This window comes from Thiomicrorhabdus sp. Kp2 (assembly GCF_000478585.1).
Taxonomy (GTDB): domain Bacteria; phylum Pseudomonadota; class Gammaproteobacteria; order Thiomicrospirales; family Thiomicrospiraceae; genus Thiomicrorhabdus.
Genome location: NZ_ARWI01000001.1, coordinates 60,016 through 80,829 on the forward strand (window position 1 = coordinate 60,016; position 20,814 = coordinate 80,829).

The following is a 20,814-nucleotide window of genomic DNA, read 5'->3' on the forward strand; positions in this document are numbered from 1 at the left end:
AACAATGCAAAACAGGTTTAGCCATAAAGCCAATGTTATTTAAGGAGTTGTAATGAAAAGATTTGTTTTTACTGTGTTGGTGATGTTGGTATCTGTTTCGTCTGCCTATGCAGTTGAAGGAATGGTTAAGGTTAAAAGCGCTCTAACGGTTGATGAAACTGTAAATAAGATGCAAGCGGTTTTAGAAGAGAAGGGTATGACGATTTTTAACCGTATCAATCATTCCGATGCTGCTCATAAAGTAGGGATCAATTTAAGTGAAACAGTTTTGCTTATTTTTGGAAATCCTAAGGCTGGGAGTTTATTAATGCAATGTCAGCAAGAAGTGGCAATAGATTTACCACTGAAAGCACTCATTTGGAAAGATGAAAAAGACCAGGTTTGGATCTCATATAGCGATCCACGTTATTTAGAACAAAAATACAATATTAAGGGCTGTGAAACGATTTTATCCAAAATGGAAAAAGGTTTACAAGGGATGGTTAAGTTGGCAGTGAAATAATGATGTGAAATATTCTTTACTTAGCAAACTCACACAGATGGGTGTGAAGGAAAGGTAAAAATAAAAAAAGCCAAAGTCTATTAAAGACTTTGGCTTTTAACATTCTAAGATTAATGAGCTAGTGGCTCAATCTTAGATAAGACTTAGATTGATTTAGTACAGAAGTAGAAATCAACACAGTCATATTCGCCAGATGCCATACGTGCTTTAGCTTCTTCTGCTGTTGCTGCAGGAGGAACGATTACTTTTTCACCTGGCTGCCAAGCGGCTGGTGTAGCTACTTTATGCTCATCAGAAGTTTGCATTGCTTTAACAAGACGTACAAACTCATCCATAGAACGACCGTTGCTCATTGGGTAGTACATCATTGCACGAAGTACACCTTTATCGTCAATGATAAAAGTTGCACGTACTGCAGAAGTATCTGCCGCACCTGGGTGAACCATTCCGTAAGAGCTTGCTACTTTCATGTCTAGATCAGCAATGATTGGGAATTCGATTTCCATACCCCAGTTTTGTTTAATATTTAATTCCCAAGCAATGTGAGAGTGGTGAGAGTCAATAGAAAGACCTAAAAGCTCACAGTTCATAGCATCAAATTGTGGTTTACGCTCTTGGAAAGCCATAAATTCAGTGGTACAAACTGGCGTAAAGTCAGCTGGGTGAGAGAAAAGAATTAACCACTTACCCTTATAATCTTCTAGTGTTTTACGGCCGTGAGTCGTTACTGCATCAAATGCTGGTGCTGCTTCATTTAAACGTGGTAATGAAATGATTTGTTCTTGATTTTCCATATTGTATCTCCTGAATGAAAATTTAACTTACCTGATTAATAATTTATATCTATATAAGTTTTATTAATCTTGAAACCTATGGTAAAGAATTTTTCTAAATTAATCTAATTAATTATAAAAAGATTTTTAATAGTTTTTAACTATTGGTTAATCAGGCTAATTAAATAAGGATAAAGCATTTAAAATCTAGGTATTCAATATTCAAAGACAAATTAGACTGGTTAACTCTACTTATTGTATCGAGCAGGAGGGGGCGGTCAATGCTATTATTTGAGCATTCATATAACTTTAATATCTAGCCTTTTTATTTTATTGAGCTTATGATGCTTCTTTGAGGGTTATGAGCTTGGGTTAATGATAAAGCCTAATATAAATAACTCTTTTCAGCATTCAATTAGTTTGTCACAAAATCTATAAGGAGATAGTCTTGTGAAAAAAATATTGAGCCTTTTTTCGGCATCCTTTCTTGCTCTGCAGTTACTTTCAGTATCGACTTCTTCACAAGCCGCTGAAGTTAAAGAGATTAAACAAAAATTTAATAATCAAACGGTTAACGCCAACTTAATGATGGCGGATGGTAAAACCTACAGTGATAACCTTGTGTTATTAACTCACGGGACTTTAACCCATAAAGAGCGTTCTACCTATGCACAGTTACAGAAAAATTTGGCAGCACAAGGCGTCAGTTCTTTGGCGATTAACCTATCATTAGGTTTAGATGACCGTCATGGCGAATATGATTGTGCTGTAGCTCACACTTATAAACATACCGATGCCATGAAAGAAATCGATTTTTGGCTAAACTGGTTAAATAAACAAGGTGCTGATAATGTCACTTTAATGGGGCACTCGCGTGGCGGTAACCAAACAGCTTGGTATGCGGTAGAGAGTGATAGTGATAAATTTAAAAAGGTGGTTTTACTTGCACCCGCTACAGGTGAACAGCAGTCTGCTGAAGAGTATGAAGAAAAGTACGGTAAAGCGTTACAGCCTATTTTAGATAACGCCAAAAAGTTGGTTTCGCAAGGCAAAGGTAAAACTATGCTGAAAGAGACTGACTTTATTTACTGTAAAAAAGCCCAAGTAACGGCTGAAGCTTTTGTTGATAATTATGAGGTTAAACCACAATTTGATACACCAACGTTACTTAAAACAGCAGTAAAACCGACCTTAGTAATTATGGGAACAGCGGATACAGCGGTACCCGATTTACCAGAAAAAATGCAAGCCTTAGAAGGTTCTGACATGGTACAAACCGTAATGATTGAAGATGGAACGCATTTCTTTTTAGACTTTGCAAATGAAGATGTGGCAACGGCGGTGTCTGAGTTTTTAGAATAAAAAGCTCGCTCGCCCTTTAATAGGGAGTTGATACTCCTTATTGAGACTGGTAATAAAAAACCCGCAAACCAAATTAATTGGTTTAGCGGGTTTTTAATGGTCAACCGTTAACGGTTATGATTCATTATTGAATTTTAGAAAGTAATTCTGGGTTAATCACTAAGTTTCTTACCCCGTGTGCATGGTCTTCTTTAAAGACATTGCCTTTACACCATTGTGCAACACTTTCAATATTAACCTTAGCTACCTTAGGACGTACACTCCAAGTTACTTGGAAAGGAGAGCCTTTTTCATTGTAACCAGGGCCTGTCGTTGAGCCAGCATAGTTAACAGGGTCACCAGTGTTTGATGGAATATTTAACGCCTGCTGAACACCGTTTTTTATACCATGTTTAGTCAACTCATTGAAGTCTAACGCATTCTTATCGTTCACTAAAACATACACTTGCGCTTCTACACGTAACTGAGGATTTTTAATTGAATCACTTAAGCAAGAGCCTAATGTTGGGCCAGGGTTTACCTTCGCGGTTGAGTGAACATAGTGCACTTCAATCGTGTCACCAGGGTGTAGGCTTCCGTGAGCACTAGGGCAAATATCAGAATGTACCTGTTTCGTTTCGCTTTCAGATAACTTACCAGAATAGGCGTAACCGCTTAGATAACCATGACCATCACCATTACCTGCATATTGAGTAAATTCACCCCCTTTATGCTCAGCATTTTTGTGAAAGTGAATATTACATAAGTTCATATTGGTGTAAGCTGGCGCGGCATTGAATTTAATTGTATTGCTACCTGTTGCTGAATCAATGTCTCTTGGCGATTGAGGACCAAAACCTTTACCATCTGTGTTTTTAGCTAAGGCTGCACGCTGCTCAGCAACCACTTCATCAGCCACAGGACCGTGATGTTCATGATGATTTGATGTTGTCGCACAAGCTTGTAAAAGTAGAGTTGCCGATACAACGGCAATAATTTTTGTATTCAATTTTGTAATCCTCGGTACTTATTAAAATAAATAATCTCATGCAGAATAATCTCATAAGATTTTGATTGCTTAATTCGAAAACAGGTACATAAAAGTTGGCTTTTTTCAGAATTGTGCATAGTATATAAAAATACGCACGAATTGCGCTTAATACTTGTTTATTTCAATCATAACCTCCGTTTATGGGTTATCGACTATTCTTATTTTTTATGAGTAATGTTAAACGAAGTTTTTCTCTCAATTTAATAAGAAAATGAATCGGTAAAAACGAATCAAAAAAATATTAGCTTTAAGAACGACAGATAAACACGTGTATTACCAGGCCTGGTAGGTTTGATTGAATAATTAAAAGGCTGAATTTTATAGTAGTTTTTTATATTAATTTGAAACAATTTTTGACACTGTTGACGCAGTCAATATGGCTGACATACTATGATGGGCAGAAGTGGATGTTTAAACTTTTAAAGTCCTGAATAGACTATTTAGCGTTTTTTAAATACCAAGTTTAACGTTTAATTTTTAAAAAAGAGAGGATTAATATATGCAAGAGTTATTAGACAGTCTAAACATAGATCAATATCTACCCGTTCTATTAGAAGGAACAACCAATGTGTTGTTTGCGATTGCTATTTTGGTGATAGGCTTGTTTATTGCAAACAAAGCTAAAAACCTGATTAGCAATACCAGCAATAAATACCAAAATCTTGATGATACTTTGTTTAGGTTTTTAGGAAATGTTGCCAAATACATTATTTTAGCGTTTGTTGTGATTGCGGTTCTAAACCGCTTTGGTATCCAAACAGCTTCTATTATTGCCTTATTGGGTGCTGCTGGTTTGGCCGTGGGGTTAGCTTTACAAGGTACCTTAACCAACTTAGCTGCAGGCGTAATGTTATTGATGTTTAGACCTTATAAGGTTGGAGATTTTGTGGATGTAGCAGGCCAATTTGGTAATGTAACTGAAATTGATCTGTTTACAACGATTTTGCAAACGTTTGATAATCAACAAATCATTATTCCAAATAGCCAAATTTGGGGTAGCCAGATTGTGAACCATTCACATCATGATATTCGAGGTGTGGATATGACTTTTGGTGTGGCTTATAAAGAGAATACCGATGAAGTTCGTAAAGTGATTAACAGTGTATTAGAGAGTCATCCTGCCATTCTTAAAACACCTGCACCTTTTGTAGAAGTATCTACTTTAAATGACAGCTCGGTTGATTTTATTGTGCGTCCTTTCTGTAAAGGAGAAGACTACTTTAATGTGCTGTTTTCAGTACCAGAACAAATTAAAAAAGCGCTAGATGCAGCCAATATTGAGATTCCATTCCCGCACCGTAAAGTTATTATGGTTAAAGAGGGTGATGAATAATCTTTAGTGAATCAAATCACCATTCTTTGAGCTAACTATACAGCCCGCTTATCGTTTTGATAAGCGGGTTTTTTATTGTTTATATGCTATGATTTGCATCAAATTTTGACAAAAATAATTTAAGAGAATAACCATGATAATTGAAAATGCAATCAATGAAATGCTTACTATGCAGAATAGCTTAAACGAAATGACGAATGGCGCAGATTGGCGTTCTGGTCAGACAGCATTAGGTAAAACCATTGATTGGCGTCGTTGTATTGTGATGGAGACGGCGGAGCTGGTTGATAGCTATCCATGGAAACATTGGAAAGCGGTGGACGCTAAAACGGATATGGAAAATGTGCGTGTTGAATTAGTGGATATTTGGCATTTTCTCCTTAGTTTAGCACTTGAAAACCTCGATTCAGAAGAAGCTTTTAATGCGTTAAATTCGGCATTCATACAGACTCAAAACGCTCAGTTTATTCATAATGATTTATCTGTTATTGAACAGGTAAAAGTCCATGAAGAGATGATGCGTATTGCTCTAGAAGCTGTAGAAATCACCTCCAAATATCTTTCTCGTTTGGCGGTCGCATTTTTTGATTCTTGTAAAGTCGCAGAATTAAACTTTGAAGCTTTGTATCAAATCTATATGGCAAAAAACGTCTTAAATAAATTCAGACAAGATCACGGTTATAAAGAGGGCACTTATATCAAAGAGTGGAATGGGAAAGAAGATAACGTGGTGATGTTTGAAGTCATTGCTGAAATGGCTGTGTTTTCTGGCGACGAGTTATATATGGCTCTTAAAGAAAATTACACTCAGCTTAAATAATTCATTGAGATTTTTACCCTAAACAAATGTTTGCAAATACTTGTATAGGTTTTTTTATTGTCTTGTTTACTGTTTTTGCCACACTAATATTCGATTGTTTTGTGGCATTTCAATGTCTTTTAAAAGCACCAGGCCTGCTTGTTTAGCCAGTTTATTACACCATTCAAAGTCTTTAATGCCGCTTTTGGGGTTATTGGATGTTAACCAATCGTTAAAACGTGCATTACTGTCACTGGTAAATTTACCATTGTAATTAAATGGCCCATAGATGATTACCAGGCCTGGTGACTTTAAAACAGAGCTAATATGACTAAAAAAATCACCGACATTCTGTTTATTCATAATATGAAAGCTGTTTGCGCTATAAATGACATCATAGTCGGTTTGTGGCCAAGCACTTTCAGATACATTTAACTCAATCGGAGCAAGTACATTGTTCAGTTGAGCGTCATGAATCCATTGACAAATACCTGAATGAGAACCTGCCAAGTCAGAAGTTTGCCAAATTAGGTGTGGCATCTGTTCTGCAAAAAATACCGCATGTTGACCTGTGCCACTGGCAATTTCTAATACGGTTTTTTGCTCTTTAAGTAAAGGTTGAATCGCCTCAAGAATGACCTGTTTGTTTTCTTCGCTCGATGTGGCAAAAGGTTTGGTTTGAAGCGCATTAAGTGTCATTGAGTCATGTCCATTATTTGTGAGTTGATAAATCTTACCAGGCCTGGTTATTTTAAAGCCTATTATTCAACCTAACTTAAAAGTTCGTTATTTTTAATGACTGAATGCAGTAAAATCGCACTACGCAGTTTTCATAAATAAAAAGGTAAACGATTGCAAATATCTCATACATTTCAGTTACAAGTGATTGGTAGCGGAGCGGGTGCTTCTTCGGTTTATGATGGCTTGACCAGTAGTAGTTTTATGCTGTTAAAAAATAACCAGCCCTTTTGCCTGGTTGATTTAGGTTTAGGTGTGGGCAATAAGGTGGTTCAGATGTTTGGTGGTTTTCCTAAAAATATCATTATTACCCACAATCATTCAGACCATGCGGGGGATTTACCTGTGGTATTACGGGTTGAACTGGCTCAGAACAATAAAATCAATGTGATTGCCGCAGAGCAGGTTGCTGAACGATTAAAACAGCACCGCATTGCTGAACACCTTCAACAAATGAGTGCAAATGAGTTAGCTCACTGGGTTGGCGTTAAACCACAGCAAAGAGTCGTTCTTGAACATGGGCTAAGCCTTGAGTTCTACCCAGGGGTTCACTCTGAGTTGAGTTTTGGTTTTTCCCTTTTTGATGAAGGCGGCAAAATGCGTTTGAGTTACACGGCGGATAGTCAATTTAATCAGCCTCTTTATAAAAAGCTAGCAGAAGCGGAGCGGTTTATTTTAGATGCACGACCTAAAAAAAATGCCTGGCACGCCAGTTTTGCTGAAGTGAAAGCTTGGCTAAAACCCAATGCTTATATTTTAGGACACGGTCTATCTGCACAACAAATACAAGAACATGAAAAAGAGTACGCTGGTTTACCGTTGTTAATCGCAAACCAGAAAATCGAGTTTTAATTTGGTTTTAAATTGTAAACAGAGACGACTTAAAAATAACTCTCAAAATAACTCAGTAGGTTTTTTATGAATATCGCCGAATTAGTGAAACAGATGATTTCTTTTTTTTACCGATTATCACCCTATTTTTGGATAGATAACTACCTTAAACAAAAAGAATTTAGCTTTGAAGTTGAGTCTGAAGGTTGGCAAGCGCTACGCAGTAAACGTCTGTTTTTATCTGAATTTTATATTGTGGGTTGGTTAGCGGCATCGTTTGTTTTGTTTATGGTTTCTACTTTTTATAGCTTTGCTGATTGGGTCGTCATTATTCTGTTATTGCGAATTTTTGGTATTGCTAACAAAGAGTTAGGTGTGATTTTGTTTGGAATTTGTAAAATAACAGAAGGTTCTATGGTTTCAGCCACTGGACGAGTGATTGTCCTGGCGATGGTGAATTTTTTAACCGCCATGTTTTTATATGCGACGGTGTATCAAATTACAGGGGTGTTTGAAGATGCTCCCGCTTTTTTTACGGGTGACTATCCTATTGCGGGCTTAGTACATGCGATTAATCTGCAATTTACCATGAGTGGGGCTTTTACGCCTGGTGATTTATTCACTTGGTGGGTCTCTACGAGTCATGGCGTATTCTGTTTTGTGTTTGGTACGATTGTTATCTCACTGTTTGTATCGTTGCTTAATGTTAAACCCTTGAGGGCTTAATCTATAAAGAGCGTAAGATAGTGTAAAGTGAGTAATGTGAAGAGAGTAAATGTAAATAGAACCACCAGGCCTGGTGGTTCTTGCTTTTGGTAAATAACTTATGGATTCATATAGGGGTAATCGGTATACCCTTCAGCACCCGATGTGTAGAACAAATCAGGATTGGCTTCATTTAATTTGGTACCTGCTTGAATACGTTCGGGTAAATCTGGGTTGGCTAAAAAGCTTACGCCAAAAGCCACAGCAGCTAAATCGCCATTGGCAATAGCGGCTTCGGCTTCTGTTGCGTCATATCCCATATTGCCAATTAAATTACCTTGATAGTTGGCAACCGCAACAGAAAGTACATCCTCTTTTTGCACACCAAAGAAATCACTGCGCATAATGTGTAGATAGGCTAAATTGTAGTCATTCAATTTTGTACATAACCATTCTGTTAAGGCAACTGGGTCACTATCTCGCATACTGTTATAGCTGTTAACAGGTGAAATTCTTAAACCTACTCTGTCTGCGCCCCAAACCTCAATGGTTGCGTCAAGTACTTCAAATAATAAACGCGCACGATTTTCTAAAGTACCGCCATACTCATCGGTACGTTTATTACTGCCATCACGTAGAAACTGGTCAAGAAGGTAACCATTCGCCCCATGCACTTCTACGCCATCAAAACCAGCGTTTTTGGCATTGATTGCTGCTTGCTTAAAGCCTTCAATAATGGCAGGAATCTCTTCCAAGGTGAGGGCTTTAGGAACACTGTATGGCAGTTTTCCCTCTGGAGTGTGTACTTCATCTTCAATGGCAATCGCACTAGGAGCAACGGCCTCTGTACCATTGTTAAGAGCAGGGTGGCACGCTCGTCCGCCATGCCAAACTTGTAAGAAGATACGACCGCCTTTGGCGTGAACCGCATCGGTCACTTTTTTCCAGCCTTCTATTTGGGTTTGCGAATAGATACCAGGCTCTTTCCAGAAGGCACTACAACCTTCCATTGCCATAGTCGCTTCTGCAATAAGCAAACCTCCGCTTGCACGTTGTGCATAATGTTCAGCCATTAACTCATTGGCCAGGTGGCCTTCACTCGCTCTAGCACGGGTAAGCGGTGCCATAATAATGCGATTTGGTATCTCAATCGCCCCCAGCTGTAATGGCGTAAATAAATGTGGGAAATGATTTGCTGATTTTGTTGGCATAACGAAACCTCTTTGTATGCTTATATGTGATTGCAATCTTGAGAAGAAATTGTATTTTCGATATTAACATGACATATAAAAATCAATCAGGTTTACTTACAGAAAACAGTGTTCCGTTCTAAGCAAATATCACGGCTTTAAGTTGTAATTTTTAATGTTAAAGTTGCACCAAAGTAGGGAGCTTACAGACGTGATAATTGGGTGAAAATCAATGTAAAATTCAATGTAAAATTCAATCACTTTTAGTAACTGTTTGAATTTAAATATGAATATGATTTTGGCTCTTAGGTCGCTGTATATCAGTAACTTAGGAGATTATTATGCAAGAATTTATTAGTATTTATCACGAACACAAAACCAGTATAGAAAAATTTTTAGTCGAAACCGTTCGTAACAATGCTCAATGCATGACCAGTGAGGTGGATACGATTAAAGGCTTTTTTTCGATATTTCCGAGCTTAGAGCTGATTTATGTGAGTGATGAGCATTTTAAACAGACATCACCGAATATTTTTAAAGGCAAGTTATTGACCACCGCGCGCGGTAAAAATAGAAGTTACCTTGCTGCTCAAATGATTGAAAAAGAAGATGGCGTCTCTATTAGTGATGCTTATATGAGTTCTGCCACAGGCGAGTCGTGTATTACGATGATGGTTTTTTCAAATAACCAGTATTTCTTTTTTGATTTTAATTTAAGTAGTTTACTGTCTCGTTTTGGTCTGGTTGAAAGGCATCCAACTTTTAACTTTATTACCAAAACCTTTTATTTTGGAATTGGCATCTCTTTAATGTTCTTTTCAGTTATGTCTATTGGCTACGCTTTTTATGATTACTTTTTGCAACTTCTCAACCCAGCTGAATATACCTTAGAGAGTGTTTTTAAACCGATCATTGCCTTAACCATGGGGCTGGCTATATTTGATTTAGCCAAAACATTATTAGAGCGAGAGGTTGTATATAAAGCCTATTCAGATAAAAAAGATGAGGCTCGATTACTCTCTAAATTTTTAACGGCTATTATTATTGCGTTATCTATTGAGGCGTTAATGGTGGTCTTTAAAATGGCATTGCACGATCCATCGCAAATGTTGTATGCACTCTATTTAATCATTGGTATTGCACTGATTATTCTCTCTTTAGCGTATTACACTAAAGTGAGTGCTACAAAAACACATAAATAAAGAAAAATAATCCGAGTTTATAAATAATCTGATTTATTTTAAGTCATTTTATTAACGACTTAATCTTTCAACTTAATCTTTAAGCTTAAACAGATTTGGTTTATAGTGTCGCTATCATTTTTTTTCGCAGCTAACTTCTGCAAAGGTCTCGTAATGATTAAAAAAACACTCTTCACTTTAAGTCTCTCTTCTGGATTATTCTTGTCGGCTTGCAGCTGGGTTCAGCCTTTACCAGGCGCTTATAATGTGGCGCTTTTACAAGCATCTGATGTGTCGAATTGCACTAAACTGGGTACGACAACTTCATCCGCATTGGATTCAGTGGGAATTTACCAAAGAGATACCGCTGCGTTACGTGAAGATTTAGTTTTAATTGCTAAAAATGAAGCGGTTAATATGCGTGGTGATACCATTGTGGCACTGAGCCCAATTCAAAATGGCCGTATGGAATTTGCCATTTATCGTTGTTTAAATAAATAATCTATATGAAAAATCAAGGATGAAGTTATGAGTTTACTAAAAAAGAAAAGCTTATTAAGTTTAGGTTTATTGTGCGGTTTAGCTTTTTCAAGTTCGCATGCTGAAGATGTTTTAGAAGAGAAAAATATTGGTATGGAATTGGCTCGTGATTTAGCCACAGAATCCATTTTAGCTTGTCGAGAACAAGGCTTTTCAGTCAGTGCGGTTGTGGTGGATAAACACGGCAATCAACGTGTGGCATTACGTGATGATTTTGCCTCTAAATTTACCTTACAGATTGCTGAAGAGAAAGCTAATGCAACCGTTATGTCGGGCTTAAAATCTGGTGAGTTTAGAGCGAAACGTGGTGATATTCGTCCAGAGTTAAACCATGTTAATGGTGTGTTGATGATGGTGGGTGGTGTCCCCATTATTAGTGGGGGAGCACGCATTGGGGCTATCGGCGTAAGTGGCGCGCCAGGCGGTGAAAAAGATGAGGCTTGTGTGATGAAAGCCTTAGAAAAATTTGAAGACCGATTGGCTTTCTAATACTTGCCTTAAAACTCACTATTAAGTTAGGTTTAAGTTTTAGAAAATACCTCTAATCGTTGATATAAAAGAGTCCTTAATTGGGCTCTTTTGATTTATAAGGTGAGTGTGTTTCACAGTCTAAAACGTACTCTTCAATCATCTGTTGTTCCTGTTTAATAAAATTAAGAATGCCTTGTTCAAAAGGGTTAACGGTTAACCAGTGGGCGGATTGCATTTTCACGGGTGAAAAGCCTCGGGCAATCTTATGCTCACCACCTGCACCAGGTTCAAAAACCTGTAGCCCCTGCTTTATGGCATACTCAATTCCCTGGTAAAAACAGCTTTCAAAATGCAGGTGTTTGACCTCTTTAGCGGCTCCCCAGTGTCGGCCATATAGATGTGTATCAGACTGAAACATCAAAGCGCCCGCAATACATTCATCTTGGTAATCGGCTAGCACTAGAACGATATTATCGGCCAGTGATTTACCAATCTCTTTAAAAAAACCAATATTTAACGTTGGCGTACTCCATTTTTCTATAAAGGTTTTTTGATAGAAAAAATCAAAATCTTGCCAATCTTTTTGAGTGGCTTGATGGCCGTTTAAGACTCTAAAAGTAATACCTAATTTAGCAATAGCTTGGCGTTCTTGCTTGATGTTTTTACGTTTTTTAGGTTTGAGTTGAGCTAAAAAATCATCAAATTTTTGGTAATTTTGATTGTGCCAGTGAAATTGACAATCGTTCCGAATATAAAGGTTGGGTTCACTATTTTGGCTAAATGAATTTAACCAGGCCTGGTGTTGGGGTTTGGTAAATAAAAAGTGTGTACCACTCATGTTTTGTTGTTCACAAAATTCAGTGGCTGCGGTAAAGAGTTGATGAAAAACGTGTTTTTGTTGGTCAAGGTCTAATGTTTCATCAATCAAAAAGCGTTGGCCTAATACGGGGGTGTAAGGAGTGGTTGAAACTAACTTTGGATAGTAAGGTAAGCCAATACTGTTCCAGGCTTGTTCCCAGGCCTGGTCAAAGACAAATTCGCCGTAATTATTGTGTTTTTCATAAAGAGGTAGGGCCGCTATAAGCTGATGATTTTGGTTATATAAGCCAATATGATGTGGTATCCATCCATATTTTTCACTCACGCAACCATGCTTTTCTAAGGCGTGTAAAAATTCGTACTTGATAAAAGGGTGATTGGCTTCTACTAGCGCATTCCATTGTTTTGCTGGAATTTGCGAAATCTCACTATGAATTTTAATCTGATAGTGGTTTTTTTCCAAAATAGCTTGAGGAGGATTGGCGGTTTTAGCGTGAGTCATAATGCCAAACCTGAATCAAAGACTTTAAAGAGAACGGCGCTTAAAAAGCCTAACAAGGTAACAAATCCAATGATTGACCCTCCCTTTAAATACGCTTCTGGAAGCATGGTTTCGGCAATAACAGTTAACATGGCACCTGCGGCAATGCCCCCAATAAAAGCAAATGTTGCAGGTGAACTACCTTCTAAAAGTACGCTCCCTAGCCCTGCACCAATGCCCGTTAATAGCATAAGCAAAGTCCAGGCAAATAAGACCTTTTTAAATGGTATGCCTTGCTCTCGCATAGATGCTGAACTGGATAACGCTTCGGGATAGTTGGATAAAAATAACCCAGCAATAAGACTCATGCTTAAAGTGTGCCCATCAGTGAGGTGAGAGCCAATCATCAGTGATTCAGGTATCCCATCTAAAAAGATTCCAAGCCAGATAGCCATATAAGCCGCTTTGTGTTGGTAAACGTGTTGAGTGAATTCATTCAAAGAAGGCAGTTGACCAGGTAAGAGGTGTTTAACGGTGCGGTTTATCCATTGCTGTGCTTTATTCTCTGGTAGGCTCTGTTCTTGAGTTAGATAATCCTGAATATTGCGGGTTTTCAAAAAGGATTGTAGTTTAGCGTGCATGGGTGTGACATTCGCTAATAGCTCGATAAAATCAAACTTATTCAATACCCAAAAAGTGACATCGGTCTTAGCAAGGGCGGTTGAAGCATGTTTTCCGCCAACAACAAAAGCCATTCCACCAAAAAAATCTCCAGGTTGTAAACATTCAAAATCCTCTCTTTTTTTGAGCGGATCTAATAGCTCGATTGAACCAGATTCAAGCAGATATAAACGGTCTGCTTCACTGCGATTATTAAATAATGTTTGGCCTGAACGTAAGCTTCTCAGCTGAAGTTTATTGGCAATGAGAGGCAGTACACTTGAATCGCAGTTTGAGAATAGGTCAAAACGATGGGTGGATGATAAACGGTTTAAGGCTTCTTCAAATGTGTCTCTGGGGTTACGTGTTTCAGGTAGTCGCTGCTCATTTTGTATGAGCTCTATGATAAATTTAACATGCGCTTCAAGCTGTTCATCACTCATTTGGTGACGTTCTTTTAGATAGCGACGAATTTCAGTTGATTCTTGGTAATATTGAATCAAAATTTTAGGTAAAACCTCCGTCTGTTTAAGTAATTCGTTAAATGAATCACGGCTGATTTGCCATAAAGTGACGTCGGTTTTGGCTTGAGCTAAAGTGGCATTGGGCTGACTGGTAAAAAAAGCCATGCGCCCAAAAGTGTCTGAGGTGTCTAACTCAATAAACGTTTTTAATAGATGGTTTGGATCTCGAAGCTTAATTTGACCTTTTTGAATAATGTAAAACTGATTCTGAATATCACTATGGTGGTAAATCATCTGCTCTGCGGAGTAGTGAACAATTTTTACTTTTTGAAGCAACATCTGAAGTTCGTTTTTAGGAAGCGCATCAAAAAAAGGTAAACGGTTCAATGAGTAAATAAATTGATGGTGATGTTTCTTTTGTCGATTTCTAAAGTATTGAATCGTGGTTGCAGTTTTACGTAAGAAACCACCTTGTTGGTTAAGTTGATGGTTAAGCATTAGGTAGCTAAGGCTACCAATCAATGAGCCCATTGCTGCGTAAATAAACAGGCCTGATTGAATTGCGGGCGAAAACAGATCAATGGTAACGGCCGAAAGCAAAGCCCCTGCACCAAATGCCATTAGCCAAGCTATTGTTCGGTCACCAGGTTTCCAAAAAAGGGTGGTAAGCGCTCCTAATGGTAGGGATAGAGCACTGATAATGCCAATGAAAAAAGCAAAATAGACGATAGTGTCTAAGTTCACAAAAAGATTCCTATTCAGTTACGATTTTGGTTTTACCGTAAAAATATACTTTTACGGTAATAATAGAGTATGTAGGCTTAAAGTATGGCAGTATTGCACAAAAAAACAACCAGGCCTGGTAACTTAAATAGGCTGAATATGAATGCTTGTTTTTAAAAAAGTCCATGCCGATAATCAGAGAATGCTTGTTCTATCTCTTCTTGCGTATTCATAACAAAAGGGCCACCTCGTGCAATTGGCTCATTAATCGGTTGTGCGCTCACCAATAAAAATTGGGTATTTTTCTCTAAAGCGGTTACTTGTAGTTGTTCAGCATGTGAAAGAACCGCTAATTCACGAGTTTTTACCTTATTCATTTCACCAATTACAGAATCGTTTGCATCTAAAGACAGTGCACCTGAAATAACATAAATAAAGCTATTGGCTAAGTGTTTCATGGGCTCGATAAATTGTGCATTTTCATTTTTTAACTGAATGTGCAGCATGGTTGGTTGGATGTAGTTATTGATGACAGGTCCAATAGTGCCTTCAGAGGTTTTTCCAGTAATGACTTTAAGCTGAGTGTTATCACCTCGTGTTTCAATTGGAATCTCTTTGGGGCTAAACTCTTGATAGTTTGGCTCAACCATTTTGGCATAAGAGGGCAAATTAACCCAAAGTTGAAAACCTTGTAAAAGTCCATTTTCTTGTTCGGGCATTTCAGAATGAATAATGCCTTTACCTGCGGTCATCCACTGCACACCTCCTGGTTGAATCACGCCTTCGTGGCCTTGGTTGTCTTTATGACGCATTTTGCCTGCTAATAAATAGGTCACGGTTTCAAAGCCTCTGTGAGGGTGCGAAGGAAACCCTGCGAGATAATCATTGGGGGTATCAGACTCAAAATAATCGAGCATTAAAAATGGGTCTAACATCTTGAGACCAGGGCTACCAATAATACGTCTTAGACTAACACCTGCGCCATCAGAGGCTGGTATACCGAATGTTTTGTTTATGACTTTAGCGTAAGATGTACTCATTTTAATGTCCTCTTTTGGGTGATGTGTTTATCTTATCGAGAACGGTTATGCTCATAAACCTGACATTTTTTAAAAAACCGTTCTAAAAATTAGAACAAAGAGGTTTTGAACTGTTTAAAAATTCTTTAGAATGGCTTTTATAATTATAAATCAGAGGCTGTGAGCATGGGGCAAATAGAAGATATTCAGGTATTTATTCGTGTTGTTGAAGCGGGGGGGATTAGTCGAGCAGCAGAACAGCTTAATATTGCTAAATCTGCGGTGAGTCGTCGTTTATCTGAGTTGGAGGGACGTCTTAAAATCAAGTTGATTCAGCGTACCACTCGAAAATTTAATTTGACTAACGAAGGGCGGATTTATTATCAGCGTGCCATCGGTTTAGTGGATGAGTTTAAGAATCTGGATAACTCTATTTTGCAAAAAAGTGGCGATTTAGAAGGGCAATTGAGTATCTCCTTACCTCTATCATTTGGTTTGCAACACATGAGTCCTGTGATTGATGGTTTTTTAAAAAAACACCCCAGACTCTCAATGAAAGTGGATCTGTCTGACAATGAGGTTAACCTGGTTGAAGAGGGAATTGATGTGGCGTTTCGCATTGGTGAATTGCATGACAGTAGCATACAGGCGAGAAAGATTGTACCGATTCGTTTAGTGATTTGTGCCAGCCCAAGCTATTTAGAAAAATATGGTACCCCCCAAAACCTGGCGGATTTAGCCGAGGCTAATTTTTTACAATATAGCCTTCTTAATAACAGTGATTTTCAGCTATTAAATCCAAGTGGTGTAATAGAAACCTTGGTTACCAAAGGTCGTTTTCGCTCAAATAATGGTGGATTCCTAAAGTCTATGGCGGTTGCAGGGCATGGAATGATTGTTATGCCGACTTTTGTTTGTTGGCAAGAGCTTCAAAGCGGTGAACTTGTACGTGTGCTTGAAGCGTATCAAATACCAGAATTTTATGGCTATGCCGTCTATCAACAAAACCGTTATTTATCGCCCGCTGCTCGGAGTTTTATAGATTATTTAGTTGAGTATTTTTCAGATAAACCGCAGTGGGACGAGCTGTGATTTTCTTACAAATCATGTTAAGTCTTTATTGTTTTAATTTGTCTTTAAGTTTTGAAAAATTTTTGAAGAAGTGAAATGAAAAAAGCTCCCGTAAAAGAGAGCTTTAGTTTTCATGGCAATGAATTTGTTGAAGTTAATATGAGATACGTTTTGAACGGATTGATATTAACTTGTGTGAAACTAATGTTTAAGTGTGTCTGCAAATAGGTTTTGCTGACCCATTAAAATATCAATTTCAGCTTGTGTGAGGTATTCATGTTCATCAGCTTGCTGACTGGCTACGGCACTAGGTAAATCAAAAGAGTGGTACTTAACTTGGTTCTCATTTAGGCTGTCTACAAACTTTTTGAGTGCGATAATAACTTGCCCGTTTAAATCACGGTTGGTCTGTTCCAGAATAATTTCATGTAGTTGGTTAACCCAGTTCATTTGAGTGGCACGAACCAGCTCTGAATGTGTTTGTAGATTACCGTTAGCAATTGCGTTTTGATAACCTTCGGTCAGGTTTTTAATATCTTCAATAATCATTTCAGCGATTTGAATGGTTTGTTCAGAAGTCGTTTCTAAACGCTGATCAATAAAATCTAAACATGTTTGTAGTTTTTGAGTGGTATTGAGTGTGGACATTAATCTCTCCCTTTAGCCTTTCATCTTCCCGTTTTGGGTTGCACTAAATGACATTTTATTGACACTTAGCACGAAATTCTTTATTAACAGTAACCCTTATATCAAGCGCTGTGCCAACTTTGTTTTTTGAGAAATATTATTTTTAAGTCATTGAAGTAGAAGAAAAAATGTCTAAATTATTGAAAGATGAAATCTGTTTTGAATGTATCAATAAATTGGCAGTTTGTATTGATGCACAGCACTCTGAATTTAATTCATCCATGTTTGTAACGAGATGCATGACAGCAAATTGGCCTGAGCTTTCTTTAAAACAACGTATTAGACAAGTATCGCAAAGCCTGCATGAAAGTTGGTGTTTACCTTATAAAGACGCAATAGAAGTACTGCAATTAGTGTCCACTGAGTTTTCAGGATTATTTCATTTTGTGTTTGCGGACTACGTTGAGCTATATGGCATTGAGGATTTTGAAACCTCTATGCACGCCTTAGCCTTATTTACACAAAGCAGTACCAGTGAATTTGGAATTAGGCCGTTTTTGCAAAAAAAACCAGAGAAAACCAAACAACAGATGTTGATATGGTCAAAAAGTGATAATCATCATTTACGACGTTTAGCGAGTGAAGGTATTAGGCCGAGACTGCCTTGGGCAAGACATCTATCTTGGATTGAAGAAGAACCACAGTGGGTTTTGCCCATATTAGAAAACCTAAAAAACGATGAAAGTCGTTATGTGCAAAAAAGTGTTGCGAACTTGTTAAATGATTTATCTAAAACACAACCTGAATGGGTGCTAGCTCTTTGCCAAAACTGGTTAATCAATCCCTCTCAAGCGACTTATTGGATAGTAAAACATGGATTAAGAACTCTGCTTAAGCAAGGGGATGTTAGAGCTTTAGCGTTAATAGGCTATGCTTCAAGTGATCATATCAGGGTAAAAAGCTGGCATCTGGCTGATAAAGTGAATCTTGGCGATAAACTGCATGGCGAGTTTGAGTTGGTCGCAGAGCAAGCTTTAGGTAAAGTCAGAATAGAATATGCGTTGTCTTTTTTAAGAAAGCAGCACACGCCTTATAGAAAAGTCTTTAAAATAAGCGAATCAGATTATCCGATGAAGACTAAGGCTTTTTATTTAACCCATAACTTTAAAATAATCAGTACTCGTAACTATCTACCAGGCCTGCATAAAATAGAGTTAATCGTGAATGGTCAAATACTCAAAACAGACCAATTTGAACTGCAAAATTAAGCTTTCTCTCCATTTAATTTAATAGGCAAGTCCATGATTCCAGTGGTTTTTCAAAACAGTGATTTTGTTGTAATAAATAAGCCCGCAGGGTTAAATTTTCATACTGAAGAGTTACCAGGCCTGGTTGTTTTAGTACAACAGCAATTGGGAGTGGATCATCTTTACCCCGTTCATCGTTTAGATAAAATGACCTCTGGTCTATTAGTTTTAGCGTTAAATAAACAGAGCGCCCAGACTTTTCAAGTTCTGTTTGAATCGCATCAGATTGAGAAATTTTACATTGCTATTTCAGATCAAAAGCCTAAAAAGAAGCAGGGCTGGATAAAAGGCGATATGGTTCCTGCAAGACGAGGCTCATGGAAATTAACTCAATCGCTTGAAAATCCAGCGGTAACCCAGTTTATCAGTGAATTGGTTCAACCTGGAGAAAGGCTGTTTTTACTGAAACCCAAAACGGGTAAAACCCACCAGTTACGAGTGGCAATGAAGAGTTTATCGGCACCTATTTGTGGTGATAAACGTTATGCCGATAGTCTAAAAGCAGAGGCTGAAGAACGTGGTTATTTACACGCTTATGCCATACGTTTTACTTTGAATGAACAACAGTTTGCGTTTGTCTCTTCACCAAGTTCAGGCGTGCGTTTTATGCAAAATAAATGCCAAGAAATATTGCAAAAATGGCAAAACCCTTGGGATTTAATAAAAAGTTAAATGTTTATAAAATCAGTTTATTAGTTAAGTTTTTTAAAGTATATTAGAGATAAAAATGAGTGATAAAAAACGTCCTTTTTGGGAAACAAAGACCTTAGATGAAATGAGTCAAGATGAGTGGGAATCTCTTTGCGATGGATGTGGCTTATGTTGCTTAACCAAGTTACAAGACGATGAAACCGACGAGATTGTTTATACCAGTGTGGTTTGCCCCTATTCGGATTTAGAAACAGGGCAGTGTAAAGATTATGCAAACCGTTCAATTAATGTACCGACTTGTGTGCAATTAACCAGAGAGCGAGTGGCTGAATTTGATTGGTTACCAGACTCTTGCGCTTATCGAATGATTTATCGAGGTCAGGGTTTGGCAGATTGGCATCCATTAGTTTCTGGCAATCGATATTCGGTTACTCATGCAGGCATTGGACTGCTTGCAATTCCTGTTGTGGTTGATAGAGAAGGGCTTGATTATGAAGAATTTCTTATTGAAAAGCCTTAATTTAACATGCCGCATGAATATACTTTTTTAAGCCTAAGACTGAGTTTGGTAAAACGTAAACACCTTAATAACCAGCGTTTTTGGTTGGTTCTAAGTAAGGATTAACGACCGTAATAGACCCACCTCATCATTAACAATTTTGTTTAACAAGAATAAAAAAAATTGCTTATGTATTTCGGTAGGTTAGGCGTAATATTTAAAACGTCTAAAAAACCATATAAAAATAAATGGAGTTATTATGAAAGACAGTTCTTGGTTAAACTTACCAAGTTTATCATTGTCGATGAAGGCATTGTTTACAGGGTATATTTTTGTTGTTGGTTTAGGGCTTATGATGGCTGGTGCTCAAATCATGTTAACCCACGGGATGGCTGACGGTAAGTTTGGTCTATCCGTTGATGATATTGTTTACAGTTATTACGGTAATCGAAACGGTTCTAAGCTTGAAAGTAAGTTAAATGGTTCTATGAAAGATAAGGCTACTCCTGAAGAGAATCTAACCATGATTAAATGGGCACGCGACGGAGCTGATGAAGCGGCTTGGACGGCAACGATTAAACCGATAGTGGATGCTAAATGTGCCATGTGTCATGCACATATGCCAACCTTGCCAAATGTTACTGACTACCAATCAATGAAAGAGATAGCAGCGGTTGACCATGGTGCTGAAATTGGATCTTTAACGCGTGTTTCACATATTCACTTGTTTGGTATCTCATTTATCTTCTTTTTTGTCGGTTTAATCTTCTCAATGGCTGTTGGTTTTAGACCTTGGGTGAAAGCAACTATTATTTTTATTCCATTTGCATTCTTGATTTTAGATATCGCCTCATGGTGGCTCACCAAAATGAACCCCGCATTTGCCTATTTTGTGATTGTGGGTGGGTTTGGTTATAGCGTAGCGGCTGGCATTATGCTGTTTACGTCGCTCTATCAAATGTGGATTATGCCTTGGAAAGGCCAGACTTCTGAAGAGAATACATGGAAGAAAGCCTAATTACCTCTTAATCTAAATCA

22 protein-coding genes are annotated in these 20,814 nt (G+C 37.8%); 14 read left to right on the forward strand and 8 right to left on the reverse strand.

What is annotated here, in order from left to right:
* Window positions 1–52: 52 nt before the first annotated feature.
* Complete coding sequence (locus tag A379_RS00285) at window positions 53–502, forward strand: DUF302 domain-containing protein (RefSeq protein WP_040724839.1); 450 nt, start codon at window positions 53–55, stop codon at window positions 500–502.
* Window positions 503–645: 143 nt separating this feature from the next.
* Here A379_RS00285 and A379_RS00290 read toward each other — a convergent pair whose 3' ends face one another.
* Window positions 646–1,296 carry a peroxiredoxin gene (locus A379_RS00290; RefSeq protein ID WP_040724841.1) on the reverse strand — a complete coding sequence of 217 codons (651 nt, stop codon included), beginning with the start codon at window positions 1,294–1,296 and terminating at the stop codon, window positions 646–648.
* Between the two features lie 429 nt (window positions 1,297–1,725).
* On the opposite strand from A379_RS00290, the gene A379_RS00295 reads away from it, so the two are divergent.
* Entirely contained in the window at window positions 1,726–2,637 is a 912-nt protein-coding gene (locus A379_RS00295; protein ID WP_040724843.1) for an alpha/beta hydrolase, read from the forward strand.
* A 124-nt stretch (window positions 2,638–2,761) separates the two neighbouring features.
* Here A379_RS00295 and A379_RS00300 read toward each other — a convergent pair whose 3' ends face one another.
* Entirely contained in the window at window positions 2,762–3,625 is an 864-nt protein-coding gene (locus A379_RS00300) for a delta-class carbonic anhydrase (protein ID WP_040724847.1), read from the reverse strand.
* A gap of 541 nt (window positions 3,626–4,166) precedes the next feature.
* On the opposite strand from A379_RS00300, the gene A379_RS00305 reads away from it, so the two are divergent.
* Entirely contained in the window at window positions 4,167–5,000 is an 834-nt protein-coding gene (locus A379_RS00305) for a mechanosensitive ion channel family protein (protein WP_040724848.1), read from the forward strand.
* A 133-nt stretch (window positions 5,001–5,133) separates the two neighbouring features.
* Window positions 5,134–5,820 carry a dUTP diphosphatase gene (locus A379_RS00310; protein ID WP_040724850.1) on the forward strand — a complete coding sequence of 229 codons (687 nt, stop codon included), beginning with the start codon at window positions 5,134–5,136 and terminating at the stop codon, window positions 5,818–5,820.
* 66 nt (window positions 5,821–5,886) lie between these two features.
* Here A379_RS00310 and A379_RS00315 read toward each other — a convergent pair whose 3' ends face one another.
* Window positions 5,887–6,498 (reverse strand): DUF938 domain-containing protein, encoded by a 612-nt coding sequence (locus A379_RS00315; RefSeq protein ID WP_040724851.1) that lies wholly within the window; start codon window positions 6,496–6,498, stop codon window positions 5,887–5,889.
* A gap of 153 nt (window positions 6,499–6,651) precedes the next feature.
* Here A379_RS00315 and A379_RS00320 point away from each other — a divergent pair, with 153 nt between their 5' ends.
* Both A379_RS00320 and A379_RS00325 read left to right on the forward strand, forming a co-directional pair.
* Window positions 6,652–7,389 carry an MBL fold metallo-hydrolase gene (locus A379_RS00320; RefSeq protein ID WP_051144821.1) on the forward strand — a complete coding sequence of 246 codons (738 nt, stop codon included), beginning with the start codon at window positions 6,652–6,654 and terminating at the stop codon, window positions 7,387–7,389.
* A gap of 66 nt (window positions 7,390–7,455) precedes the next feature.
* Window positions 7,456–8,094, forward strand: a complete 639-nt coding sequence (locus A379_RS00325; protein ID WP_040724853.1) for a hypothetical protein — start codon at window positions 7,456–7,458, stop codon at window positions 8,092–8,094.
* A gap of 98 nt (window positions 8,095–8,192) precedes the next feature.
* Here the strand turns inward: A379_RS00325 and A379_RS00330 are convergent, their stop codons facing one another.
* On the reverse strand, window positions 8,193–9,284 hold the full coding sequence (locus A379_RS00330) for an alkene reductase (RefSeq protein ID WP_040724856.1): 1,092 nt from the start codon (window positions 9,282–9,284) through the stop codon (window positions 8,193–8,195).
* A gap of 320 nt (window positions 9,285–9,604) precedes the next feature.
* Here A379_RS00330 and A379_RS00335 point away from each other — a divergent pair, with 320 nt between their 5' ends.
* From A379_RS00335 to A379_RS00345, 3 genes are all read left to right on the forward strand, one after another.
* Window positions 9,605–10,465, forward strand: a complete 861-nt coding sequence (locus A379_RS00335) for a hypothetical protein (protein ID WP_040724858.1) — start codon at window positions 9,605–9,607, stop codon at window positions 10,463–10,465.
* A gap of 153 nt (window positions 10,466–10,618) precedes the next feature.
* Entirely contained in the window at window positions 10,619–10,945 is a 327-nt protein-coding gene (locus A379_RS00340; RefSeq protein WP_051144823.1) for a DUF4156 domain-containing protein, read from the forward strand.
* A 27-nt stretch (window positions 10,946–10,972) separates the two neighbouring features.
* On the forward strand, window positions 10,973–11,473 hold the full coding sequence (locus A379_RS00345; RefSeq protein ID WP_040724859.1) for a heme-binding protein: 501 nt from the start codon (window positions 10,973–10,975) through the stop codon (window positions 11,471–11,473).
* 76 nt (window positions 11,474–11,549) lie between these two features.
* Here the strand turns inward: A379_RS00345 and A379_RS00350 are convergent, their stop codons facing one another.
* The 3 genes from A379_RS00350 to A379_RS00360 all read right to left on the reverse strand — a co-directional run bounded on the left by A379_RS00350 (window position 11,550) and on the right by A379_RS00360 (window position 15,642).
* A complete protein-coding gene (locus A379_RS00350; RefSeq protein WP_051144825.1) occupies window positions 11,550–12,776 on the reverse strand; it encodes a GNAT family N-acetyltransferase in 1,227 nt (408 codons plus the stop codon).
* Window positions 12,773–14,623: a cyclic nucleotide-binding domain-containing protein gene (locus A379_RS12470; protein WP_051144827.1), complete on the reverse strand. Its 1,851-nt coding sequence runs from the start codon at window positions 14,621–14,623 to the stop codon at window positions 12,773–12,775. Before A379_RS12470 ends, A379_RS00350 begins: the two co-directional genes overlap by 4 nt.
* Window positions 14,624–14,775: 152 nt before the next feature.
* Entirely contained in the window at window positions 14,776–15,642 is an 867-nt protein-coding gene (locus A379_RS00360) for a pirin family protein (protein WP_040724861.1), read from the reverse strand.
* Between the two features lie 165 nt (window positions 15,643–15,807).
* Here A379_RS00360 and A379_RS00365 point away from each other — a divergent pair, with 165 nt between their 5' ends.
* On the forward strand, window positions 15,808–16,713 hold the full coding sequence (locus A379_RS00365; RefSeq protein WP_040724864.1) for a LysR family transcriptional regulator: 906 nt from the start codon (window positions 15,808–15,810) through the stop codon (window positions 16,711–16,713).
* 180 nt (window positions 16,714–16,893) lie between these two features.
* Here the strand turns inward: A379_RS00365 and A379_RS00370 are convergent, their stop codons facing one another.
* Window positions 16,894–17,340, reverse strand: a complete 447-nt coding sequence (locus A379_RS00370) for a hypothetical protein (RefSeq protein ID WP_051144829.1) — start codon at window positions 17,338–17,340, stop codon at window positions 16,894–16,896.
* A gap of 167 nt (window positions 17,341–17,507) precedes the next feature.
* On the opposite strand from A379_RS00370, the gene A379_RS00375 reads away from it, so the two are divergent.
* The 4 genes from A379_RS00375 to A379_RS00390 all read left to right on the forward strand — a co-directional run bounded on the left by A379_RS00375 (window position 17,508) and on the right by A379_RS00390 (window position 20,794).
* The gene (locus A379_RS00375; protein WP_040724865.1) at window positions 17,508–18,587 is read left to right on the forward strand and encodes a DNA alkylation repair protein; all 1,080 of its coding nucleotides are present in this window, start codon (window positions 17,508–17,510) and stop codon (window positions 18,585–18,587) included.
* A gap of 33 nt (window positions 18,588–18,620) precedes the next feature.
* Window positions 18,621–19,298: a TIGR01621 family pseudouridine synthase gene (locus A379_RS00380; RefSeq protein ID WP_040724866.1), complete on the forward strand. Its 678-nt coding sequence runs from the start codon at window positions 18,621–18,623 to the stop codon at window positions 19,296–19,298.
* 55 nt (window positions 19,299–19,353) lie between these two features.
* Complete coding sequence (locus A379_RS00385) at window positions 19,354–19,797, forward strand: YcgN family cysteine cluster protein (protein WP_040724868.1); 444 nt, start codon at window positions 19,354–19,356, stop codon at window positions 19,795–19,797.
* Between the two features lie 238 nt (window positions 19,798–20,035).
* Window positions 20,036–20,794, forward strand: a complete 759-nt coding sequence (locus A379_RS00390) for a hypothetical protein (protein ID WP_051144831.1) — start codon at window positions 20,036–20,038, stop codon at window positions 20,792–20,794.
* Window positions 20,795–20,814: the final 20 nt, after the last annotated feature.

Bases quoted from the DNA above. Each gene is read 5' to 3' on its own strand.
- A379_RS00285 (WP_040724839.1), top strand. From the start codon at position 53: ATGAAAAGATTTGTTTTTACTGTGTTGGTGATGTTGGTATCTGTTTCG.
- A379_RS00290 (WP_040724841.1), bottom strand. From the start codon at position 1,296: ATGGAAAATCAAGAACAAATCATTTCATTACCACGTTTAAATGAAGCA.
- A379_RS00305 (WP_040724848.1), top strand. From the start codon at position 4,167: ATGCAAGAGTTATTAGACAGTCTAAACATAGATCAATATCTACCCGTT.
- A379_RS00310 (WP_040724850.1), top strand. From the start codon at position 5,134: ATGATAATTGAAAATGCAATCAATGAAATGCTTACTATGCAGAATAGC.
- A379_RS00315 (WP_040724851.1), bottom strand. From the start codon at position 6,498: ATGACACTTAATGCGCTTCAAACCAAACCTTTTGCCACATCGAGCGAA.
- A379_RS00325 (WP_040724853.1), top strand. From the start codon at position 7,456: ATGAATATCGCCGAATTAGTGAAACAGATGATTTCTTTTTTTTACCGA.
- A379_RS00330 (WP_040724856.1), bottom strand. From the start codon at position 9,284: ATGCCAACAAAATCAGCAAATCATTTCCCACATTTATTTACGCCATTA.
- A379_RS00335 (WP_040724858.1), top strand. From the start codon at position 9,605: ATGCAAGAATTTATTAGTATTTATCACGAACACAAAACCAGTATAGAA.
- A379_RS00340 (WP_051144823.1), top strand. From the start codon at position 10,619: ATGATTAAAAAAACACTCTTCACTTTAAGTCTCTCTTCTGGATTATTC.
- A379_RS00345 (WP_040724859.1), top strand. From the start codon at position 10,973: ATGAGTTTACTAAAAAAGAAAAGCTTATTAAGTTTAGGTTTATTGTGC.
- A379_RS00350 (WP_051144825.1), bottom strand. From the start codon at position 12,776: ATGACTCACGCTAAAACCGCCAATCCTCCTCAAGCTATTTTGGAAAAA.
- A379_RS00360 (WP_040724861.1), bottom strand. From the start codon at position 15,642: ATGAGTACATCTTACGCTAAAGTCATAAACAAAACATTCGGTATACCA.
- A379_RS00365 (WP_040724864.1), top strand. From the start codon at position 15,808: ATGGGGCAAATAGAAGATATTCAGGTATTTATTCGTGTTGTTGAAGCG.
- A379_RS00370 (WP_051144829.1), bottom strand. From the start codon at position 17,340: ATGTCCACACTCAATACCACTCAAAAACTACAAACATGTTTAGATTTT.
- A379_RS00375 (WP_040724865.1), top strand. From the start codon at position 17,508: ATGTCTAAATTATTGAAAGATGAAATCTGTTTTGAATGTATCAATAAA.
- A379_RS00380 (WP_040724866.1), top strand. From the start codon at position 18,621: ATGATTCCAGTGGTTTTTCAAAACAGTGATTTTGTTGTAATAAATAAG.
- A379_RS00385 (WP_040724868.1), top strand. From the start codon at position 19,354: ATGAGTGATAAAAAACGTCCTTTTTGGGAAACAAAGACCTTAGATGAA.
- A379_RS00390 (WP_051144831.1), top strand. From the start codon at position 20,036: ATGAAAGACAGTTCTTGGTTAAACTTACCAAGTTTATCATTGTCGATG.